Source organism: Variovorax sp. P4_B10 (assembly GCF_056402375.1).
The window spans coordinates 1-9,232 of the sequence record NZ_JBFUHN010000141.1; the positions used below are offsets into that span (position 1 = coordinate 1).

Genomic DNA, 9,232 nt, shown 5'->3' on the forward strand with positions numbered 1-9,232 from the left:
GCGCACGAGGGCACGCTGTGGGTTYGCGGCCGATCAACCAGTGCKCTGAGCGATCACGCCGATGGTGTGCTCTGCGCAGCGAAATAAAGGAGGAGGCATGCGGCCCTAGGCCGCGCCGGGGGACATTCGCGGAGCAGAGCACACCGTCGGCGTGATCGCGCCCCGAACTTTCACCGCTTCAGGCATGGGCCTTCTCCAGGCACGCCTGAAACGCCAGCACAGCCCGTGACGGCTTCGGCGACCGCCGCAGCAAGCTCACGAACCGGCACGCATAGTTGAACCGCGCCGGCAGCACGGCCTTCATCAGCCCGCGCTGCTCGAACACCTGCGCGTAGTGGTCCGGCAGAAAACCCAGGAAGCGCCCCGAAAGAATCAGCGTCGCAATCGCCTCCTGGTCGAAGCCCGTCGCCTTGCGCGACAACCTCGCGCGGTGGCTCAGCTCCATGTTCGGCGAGTGATACCCCAACCCCGCGAAATGGTGTTCGCCCAGCTTGGACCAGGTGAGCTTCGCGTGGGGGCTGTCAAACAGCGGATGCCCCTTGCCGCAGTACAACAGCATCGTCTCGTCGAACAGATCGGCATACACCAGGCTCTTCGAACTGCGGTGCGCCGGAATGATGCCGATCTGGAAGTTGCCCTCCAGCACGCCCTGCTCGATCGCGTTGATCGAACCCACGTGCACCGCCAGGTTCACCTCCGGCGCGATCTCGGTGAAGCGCGCGATGGCCTCGCCGATGCGCGCCTTCGGGTTGGTCGCCGTCTTGTCGAACAGCGCCACCTCCAGCTGCCCGCCCATGCGGTTGTGGATGTCGTCGATGCTGCCGCGAAAGGCATCGACCGAGGCCAGCAGCCTGAGCGTCTCGTCATAGACGCGCTGCCCCTCGGCCGTGAGCGCGAACCCGGCCCGCCCGCGCCGGCACAGCACCAGGCCGAGCCGCGTCTCCAGGTCCTTCACATGCCGGCTCACGGTAGAGGTGCCGATGTTCAGTTCCAGCTCGGCCGCCGCCATGCCCCCGCAGTCGACCACGCTCTTGAACACCTTGAGCAGGCGCAGGTCCATGTCGCTGAGCTGCCCCAATACGGCGCGGTTCCGGGTGCCCAGGGCACTGTTTTGGGTTTCCGCTTTTACTTGCATGAAGTGTCAAGTGAACATTGATATTGCGCCATTCTCCACACTGAAGGGTCTGCGAACAATCGGCACATCCCATCACCCTTCGGAGCCCGCCCTGTGCGGGAAGCGCCATGACCCTCGCAACGCCCGCCATCGAACCGACGCCCGCCCTGCGTACCGACGCCGCCTGGCTCGATGCGCACTGGATGCCCTACACCGGCAACCGCAACTTCAAGGCCGATCCGCGGATCATCGTGGAGGCCAAGGGCGCCTACTTCACCGACAACGACGGCCGCAAGATCTTCGACGGCCTCTCGGGCCTGTGGTGCTCGGGCCTCGGCCACGGCCGCCCCGAAATTACCGAAGCGGTGAGCCGCCAGATCGCCAAGCTCGACTACTCGCCCGCCTTCCAGTTCGGCCACCCGCTCTCCTTCGAGCTGGCCAACAAGATCAAGGAACTGACGCCCGCCGGCCTCGACTACGTGTTCTTCACCGGCTCGGGCTCCGAAGCCGCCGACACCTCGCTCAAGATGGCGCGCGCCTACTGGCGCACCAAGGGCCTGGCGAGCAAGACGCGCCTGATCGGCCGCGAGAAGGGCTACCACGGCGTCAATTACGGCGGCATCTCGGTGGGCGGCATCGCGGCCAACCGCAAGCTGTTCGGCCAGGGCGTGGAAGCGGACCATCTGCCGCACACGCAACTCGCAAGCAACGCCTTCACGCGCGGCATGGCCGAGAACGGCGCCGAGCTGGCCGACCGCCTGCTCGACCTGATCGCGCTGCACGACGCCTCGAACATCGCGGCCGTGATCGTCGAGCCCTTCGCGGGTTCGGCCGGCGTGGTGATTCCGCCCAAGGGCTACCTGAAGCGCCTGCGCGACATCTGCACCGCCAACAACATCCTGCTGATTTTTGACGAAGTGATCACCGGGTTCGGCCGCTGCGGCGCACTGACCGGCGCGGACGCCTTTGGCGTGACGCCCGACATCATGAACATCGCCAAGCAGGTGACCAACGGCGCGCAGCCGCTGGGCGCGGTGATCGCCAGCAAGGAGATCTACGACACCTTCATGGCCGCCGGCGGCCCCGACTACATGCTCGAGTTCCCGCACGGCTACACCTACGGCGCGCACCCGGTGGCCTGCGCCGCCGGCATCGCCGCGCTCGACGTGCTGCAGAAGGAAGACATGATCGGCCGCGTGCAAACGCTGGCGCCGCACTTCGAGAACGCCGTGCACAGCCTCAAGGGCAGCAAGCACGTCGCCGACATCCGCAACTACGGCCTCGCCGCCGGCATCACGATCGCCGCACTGCCGGGCGAGCCGGCACGCCGCCCCTACGAGATCGCGATGAACTGCTGGAAGAAGGGCTTCTACGTGCGCTACGGCGGCGACACGATCCAGCTCGCACCTCCCTTCATCACCGAGAAGGCCGAGATCGACCGCCTCGTCAACGCCTTGGCCGATGCACTCGCCGAAACCGCCTGATCCTTTTTCGAGACTTCAAGACATGCAACACGACAAGAACGTCACCGCCACCATCGGCCATTTCATCGACGGCAAGCACGTCGGCGGCGGCACCCGCCTGCAGCCGGTGTTCGACCCGGCCACCGGCTTCTCGGACAAGAGCGTCGCGCTCGCCGACAAGCTCACGGTCGAGCAGGCCATCGCCTCCGCGCAGGCCGCCTTCCCGGCCTGGCGCAACACGCCGCCGCTCAAGCGCGCCCGCGTGATGAGCAAGCTCAAGACGCTGCTCGAAGCCAATGCCGACCGCATCGCCGCGCTGATCACGGCCGAGCACGGCAAGGTGCTGTCGGACGCGCACGGCGAGCTGCAGCGCGGCATCGAGAACGTCGAATACGCGAGCTACGCGCCCGAGCTCCTCAAGGGCGAGCACAGCAAGAACGTCGGCCCCGCCATCGACTCGTGGAGCGAGTTTCAGGCGATGGGTGTCGCCGCCGGCATCACGCCGTTCAACTTCCCGGTGATGGTGCCGCTGTGGATGTGGCCGATGGCCGTGGCCTGCGGCAACACCTTCGTGTTGAAGCCGTCGGAGCGCACGCCCTCCTCCACGCTGCTGGTGGCCGAGCTCGCGCTCGAAGCCGGCCTGCCGCCGGGCGTGCTGAACGTGGTCAACGGCGACAAGGAAGCCGTCGACACGCTCCTGACCGACCCACGCGTGAAGGCCGTGAGCTTCGTGGGCTCGACGGCCATCGCCGAATACATCTACACCACCGGCTGCGCGCACGGCAAGCGCGTGCAGGCCTTGGGCGGCGCGAAGAACTTCGCCGTGGTCATGCCCGACGCCGACATCGGCAACGCCGTGAGCGCGCTGATGGGCGCGGCCTACGGCTCCTGCGGCGAGCGCTGCATGGCGATTCCGCTGGTCGTGGCCATCGGTGACGACACGGGCGACGCCGTGGTCGCAGGCCTGAAGGCCGAGATCGCGAAGATGAAGGTCGGCCCCGGCAACGACAACGGCAACGACATGGGTCCGCTGGTCACCAAGCCGCACTTCGAGAAGGTCAAGGCCTTCGTCGATGCCGGCGTGGCTGCCGGCGCCAAGCTCGTGGTCGATGGCCGCGGCGTGAAGGTCGAAGGCCACGACGGCGGCTACTACCTCGGCCCCTGCCTGTTCGACGGCGTGAAGCCCGGCATGACGATCTACCAGGAAGAAATCTTCGGTCCGGTGCTCGGTGTGGTGCGCGTGAAGACGCTCGAGGAAGCCATGGCGATGATCGACGCCCACGAGTACGGCAACGGCACCTGCCTCTTCACGCGCGACGGCGAGGCCGCGCGCTGGTTCAGCGACAACATCCAGGTCGGCATGGTCGGCATCAACGTGCCGCTGCCCGTGCCCGTGGCCTACCACTCGTTCGGCGGCTGGAAGCGCTCGCTGTTCGGCGACCTGCATGCTTACGGCCCGGATGCCGTGCGCTTCTATACCAAGCGCAAGACCATCACGCAGCGCTGGCCCTCGGCCGGCGTGCGCGAAGGCGCGGTGTTCGCATTCCCGTCGAATCGATAGACGGATAGGCCCTTGGCCTACAGGCGGCACGCCGGCCGCCTTCCAAAATCCCCGGCATGACGGTACTGCGCAGCGACATCCCCGCCCGCCTGGACTGCCTGCCGTGGTCGCGCTGGCACTGGCGTGTAGTGATCGCGCTGGGCGTGGCCTGGATCCTCGACGGTCTCGAAGTCACGCTGGTGGGCTCCATCGGCGCGGTGCTCGAACGGCCCGACACGCTCGGGCTCACCGCCGGCGAGATCGGATGGTCGGGCTCGATCTACATCGCGGGCGCAGTGATCGGCGCGCTGTTCTTCGGCCGGCTCACAGACCGGCTCGGGCGCAAGAAGCTGTTCCTGATCACGCTGGTGGTCTACACGCTCGGCACGCTGGCCACGGCCTTCTCGCCCGACTTCGCCTTCTTCGCGCTCTGCCGCTTCGTCACGGGCCTGGGCATCGGCGGCGAATACGCGGCCATCAACTCGGCCATCGACGAACTCATTCCGGCGCGGATGCGCGGCCGCGTGAACCTCGCGATCAACGGCAGCTTCTGGGTCGGTGCGGCGCTCGGCGCCGGGCTCAGCCTGGTGCTGCTCGATCCGCGCGTGATCGGCCCGGTGTGGGGCTGGCGCGCGGGCTTCGCGCTGGGCGCGGTGCTGGCGGTGGCCATCCTGCTGGTGCGGCGCCATGTGCCCGAGAGCCCACGCTGGCTCATTGCACATGGGCGCGCCGACGAGGCCATGCGCATCGTCGCGGCCATCGAGGCCGAGGTCGAGGCGCGGCACGGTCCGCTGCCTACGCCGCAAGGCTACGTCACCTACACGGCTGCGCGAAAGAGCAGCCCCTCGATGCGCGAAGTGGCGCGCGTGCTGCTGCGGCGCTATCGGGCGCGCAGCGTGGTCGCCGCGGCGCTCATGGTGTCGCAGGCTTTCTTCTACAACGCGATCTTCTTCACCTATGCGCTGGTGCTGACGCGCTTCTACGGCGTGCCCGAAGGCCGCGTGGCGCTCTACATCTTTCCGTTTGCGCTCGGCAACGTGCTGGGGCCGCTGCTGCTGGGCCCGCTGTTCGACAGCGTGGGCCGGCGCAAGATGATCGCGCTGACCTACGTGCTCGCCGGTGTCGGCCTCGCGCTCACGGGCTGGGCCTTCATGATGGGCTGGCTCGATGCGCGCAGCCAGGCGCTGTGCTGGTCGGCGGTGTTCTTCCTGGCCTCGGCGGCGGCGAGCTCGGCCTACCTGACGGTGAGCGAAGTGTTCCCGCTCGAGATGCGGGCCATGGCCATCGCGATCTTCTACGCGGTCGGCACGGGTGCAGGCGGCTTCGCGGCGCCGGTGGTGTTCGGCCTGCTGATCGAGACGGGCAGCCGCGGCGCAGTGATGGTGGGCTACGGCATCGGCGCCGCGCTGGTCATCGTCGCGGGGCTGCTGGCCTTGCGCTACGCGGCCGACGCGGAGCGCAAGTCGCTGGAAGAAGTGGCGCCGCCGCTGTCGTCCGAAGCCGGCGGCGAGCCCTGATGGCTACAGCGCACAGGTTCTGAAACCGAAGAAACCGTCGTCGCGCCCGGGCAATGCGAAGCCGCGGCGATGCGGCGAGCGCAGACGCGCACGGGTCGCGAACGATGCGCCGCGCAGCACGCGCGCCCGGCCGAACGCGGCCACGGGATCGAACTCGCCGCCGGCGCTCCACGGGTCGGCCCGGAAACCGGGCCACGGCTGCAGCGTGCCCGCCGTCCACTCATGCACATCGGCCCAGCGAAAACCGCGCCGCGCGGCCGTGTGGGCCGCAATCTCCCACTCCACCTCGGTCGCGATGCGGCGCCCCGCCCACCGCGCCCAGGCGTCGGCCTCCCACCAGCTCAGGTGCACCGCGCTGTGGTGCCCGGCCGCGCGCACCGTGGCGCCGAAGCGCTGCTGCAGCACCGAGCCGCCGGTGCCGTTGCGCGCCACACCGATCTGCTCGACATGGCGCGGTCCGCGCCGCCCCTCGGCCTGCGCGGCCAGCCAGCGCCAGCCTTCGGGGTGCCACAGTTCCTCGCGGTCGTAGCCGCCGTCGTCGACGAATTCGATGTATTGGTTCCAGGTCACGGGCTGGGCGTCGATCTCGAACTCGGGCACATCGACACGGTGCGCACCCCGCTCCTGCGCGAAGGCGAATCCGCAGCCGTCGGGCAGGCCGAGCTCCCACTGCGTGGCGGGCAGCACCAGCGGCTCGCGCGTCACGGCGATGGGCAACTGCTCGATGCCCAGGGGCAGCCCCAGGGTCTGTGCCATCACGATGAACTGCTCGCCGCGCAGATCTTCATGGAACAGCGCGAGACGGTAGAAATACAGCCCCGGGTCGGTCTCGGCCGYGTGTTCGAGCAGTTCGAGCGTGCTCTCCAGCGTTTCGAGCAGGTAAGCCTTGGTCTGGCCGATGTCCGGCAGGCCGGGCGACCAGGGTTGCTCCGGCGATCCCTGGGCCGGGTTCCACCAATCGTCGGCGTTGGGATCGATGGCGGCCAGCCGGGTCGGGCGCACCGGGCAGTCGGCACCGAAGGCGCGCTGGGTATTGCGCCCGATCCACCATTCGGCAAACCAGCCGATGTGCCCGGCCAGCCAGACCGGCGGCACCACCCCCTCGTCGTCCGTACGCGCCACCGCGAGCGCGGACGAGCCCAGCGCCTCCTCGTAGAGCGACAGCAGGTGGAGCGTGTGGTTGCGCGCGTCGATCAGGGCCAGCGACAGCAGTTCGCGGCCTGCACGGCGCATATCGGCCGAGTCGATCGATTGCGGCAGGGAAAGGGGCACAGCCATCGCCTCATTATGGTGCTCAGGGAAATCCCCCGACGCGACGGCAGCGGCCGCGCCGCATGACGGCGTTAACATCGTGGGCTTTGTGCCGATGGCCCGTGGGGCCGCACATTTTCGTCATCTGGTCGGGAGATTCCCCTTGTCCGCACTACTCAAGTTTTCGCTCTGGATGGACTGGATCAGCACGCAGCTCGGCAAGGTTGCCGCGTTCACGGTGATGGCCGCCGCGCTGATTTCCGCGGGCAACGCCTTCGTGCGCTTCGGCCTCAACAACAGCTCCAACGCCTGGCTCGAGATCCAGTGGTACCTGTTTGCCGCCACGGTCATGCTGGGCGCGCCGGTGGTGCTCAAGCTCAATGAGCATGTGCGTGTGGACATCTTCTACGGCAAGCTCAAGGGCCATGGGCCGGTCTATGTGGATCTGTTCGGACTGCTGTGTTTCCTGCTGCCGGTGATGGGCATCATCGCCTGGCTCAGCTGGCCGCTCTTCTACAGCATGCTGCTGTCCGGCGAGATGTCGAACAACTCGGGTGGCCTGATCCGCTGGCCCGCCATGATGCTGCTGCCGCTGGGCTTTGCACTGATGTTCCTGCAGGGCGTGTCGGAAGTGATCAAGCGCATCGCGTACCTGATGGGCCTGATCCAGATGGACACGCACTACGAAAAGCCGGTGCAGTGAACGTCCACCCCCTTTTCGGCTCACTGCGTGTAGCCGCACACCCCCTCGAAGAAACAACACCCGCAGCCCGGCGAAGCCGGCTCTGCGGTGTTCCCCCACGTGCTTCGCTTCGCTCGCCGCGCACAGCCAATACAGCTGAAACGAGATAACTATGCAGATGGAAAACTTTGCGCCGATCATGTTCGGCGGGCTGGTGCTGATCATGCTGATCGGCTTCCCGGTGGCGTTCTCGCTGGCCGCGCTGGGCATGGCCTCCGGCTTCTTCGCGATCCAGATGGGCTGGTTCCCGGCGGTGTTCATGGAGAATTTGCCGATCAACATCTTCGGCATCCTGTCGAACGACCTGTTGCTGGCGATCCCGTTCTTCACCTTCATGGGCGCCATCCTCGAAAAGTGCGGGCTCGCCGAAGACATGCTCGACTCGATGGGCCAGCTGTTCGGCACGGTCAAGGGCGGCCTCGGCTACTCGGTGATCATCGTGGGCTTCATCCTCGGCGCCATCACCGGCACGGTGGCGGGCCAGGTGATCGCGATGGCGCTGATCTCGCTGCCGGTGATGATCCGCTACGGCTACAACATGCGCTATGCCACCGGCGTGCTGGCGGCCTCCGGCACCATCACGCAACTGGTGCCGCCTTCGCTGGTGCTGATCGTCATGGCCGACCAGCTGGGCCGCTCGGTCGGCGACATGTACCGCGGCGCGTGGGGCCCGTCGATCCTCCAGGTGCTGATCTTTGCGGGCTACACCTTCATGCTCGGCGTCATCAAGCCGCACCACATTCCGGGCATTCCCAAGACCGCCCGCACGCTGAGCGGCGCCAAGCTGTGGGCCAAATGCCTGCGGGGCATCATTCCATCGGCGATTCTGATCTTCGCGGTGCTGGGTTCGATGGGCGGCTTGCCGGGCATCGACACCGCGATCGCCACGCCGACCGAGGCAGGTGCCATGGGCGTGGTCGGCGCGCTGATCCTGGCGGCGATCCACAAGCGGCTGACGCTGACACTGATCTGGGAAGCCATGGTCGGCACCATGCGGCTCACCGCCATGGTGGTGTTCATCCTGATCGGCGCGCGCGTGTTCTCGCTGGTGTTCCAGGGCGTGGACGGCGCCAAGTGGGTCGAGCACCTGCTGACGGGCCTGCCGGGCGGACAGATCGGCTTCCTGATCGTGGTCAACCTGTTCATCTTCTTCCTGGCTTTCTTCCTCGACTTCTTCGAGATCGCCTTCATCATCCTGCCGATGCTGGGCCCGGTGGCGGCCAAGCTCGGCATCGACCTGGTGTGGTTCGGCGTGCTGCTGTGCGTGAACATGCAGACCAGCTTCATGCATCCGCCCTTCGGCTTTGCGCTGTTCTATCTGCGAGGCATTGCAGACACGCTGTTCAAGGAGAAGCGGATCGCCAAGCCGGTGTTGTCGAACGACATCTACATGGGCGCGATCCCCTGGGTGCTGATGCAGCTGATCCTGGTCGCGATCGTGATCTTCGTGCCGCAGACGGTAACGATGTTCCTGCCCCAGGAAGAGAAGATCGACACCGACAAGGTGCAGATCGAGGTGCCGGCTGACGACATGGATTCGAATTCCGGCGCAGGCAGCAACAGCGGCAGTGGCGAGAACCCCTTTGGCGATGCACCCAAGGAAGA

General features: G+C 67.0%; 7 protein-coding genes. 5 read left to right on the top strand and 2 right to left on the bottom strand.

The features are described from left to right. Positions 1-178: 178 nt before the first annotated feature. A complete protein-coding gene (locus AC1DXX_RS32515) occupies positions 179-1,135 on the bottom strand; it encodes a LysR family transcriptional regulator (protein WP_478138325.1) in 957 nt (318 codons plus the stop codon). A gap of 107 nt (positions 1,136-1,242) precedes the next feature. On the opposite strand from AC1DXX_RS32515, the gene aptA reads away from it, so the two are divergent. The 3 genes from aptA to AC1DXX_RS32530 are packed head-to-tail and all read left to right on the top strand — an operon-like array spanning position 1,243 to position 5,634. Then, positions 1,243-2,598, top strand: coding sequence for an omega-aminotransferase AptA (gene aptA, locus AC1DXX_RS32520; RefSeq protein WP_478138326.1), 1,356 nt, complete (start codon positions 1,243-1,245; stop codon positions 2,596-2,598). Positions 2,599-2,620: 22 nt separating this feature from the next. After that, positions 2,621-4,138, top strand: a complete 1,518-nt coding sequence (locus AC1DXX_RS32525) for a CoA-acylating methylmalonate-semialdehyde dehydrogenase (RefSeq protein WP_478138327.1) — start codon at positions 2,621-2,623, stop codon at positions 4,136-4,138. Positions 4,139-4,194: 56 nt separating this feature from the next. Continuing rightward, positions 4,195-5,634 carry an MFS transporter gene (locus tag AC1DXX_RS32530; RefSeq protein WP_478138328.1) on the top strand — a complete coding sequence of 480 codons (1,440 nt, stop codon included), beginning with the start codon at positions 4,195-4,197 and terminating at the stop codon, positions 5,632-5,634. 3 nt (positions 5,635-5,637) lie between these two features. Here AC1DXX_RS32530 and AC1DXX_RS32535 read toward each other — a convergent pair whose 3' ends face one another. Then, positions 5,638-6,912, bottom strand: coding sequence for an SUMF1/EgtB/PvdO family nonheme iron enzyme (locus AC1DXX_RS32535; protein ID WP_478138329.1), 1,275 nt, complete (start codon positions 6,910-6,912; stop codon positions 5,638-5,640). A gap of 136 nt (positions 6,913-7,048) precedes the next feature. Here AC1DXX_RS32535 and AC1DXX_RS32540 point away from each other — a divergent pair, with 136 nt between their 5' ends. Continuing rightward, a complete protein-coding gene (locus AC1DXX_RS32540) occupies positions 7,049-7,588 on the top strand; it encodes a TRAP transporter small permease subunit (protein ID WP_478138330.1) in 540 nt (179 codons plus the stop codon). A 151-nt stretch (positions 7,589-7,739) separates the two neighbouring features. Next, positions 7,740-9,232 (top strand): TRAP transporter large permease (locus AC1DXX_RS32545; RefSeq protein WP_478138331.1); only part of this gene is annotated, 1,493 nt, incomplete at its 3' end.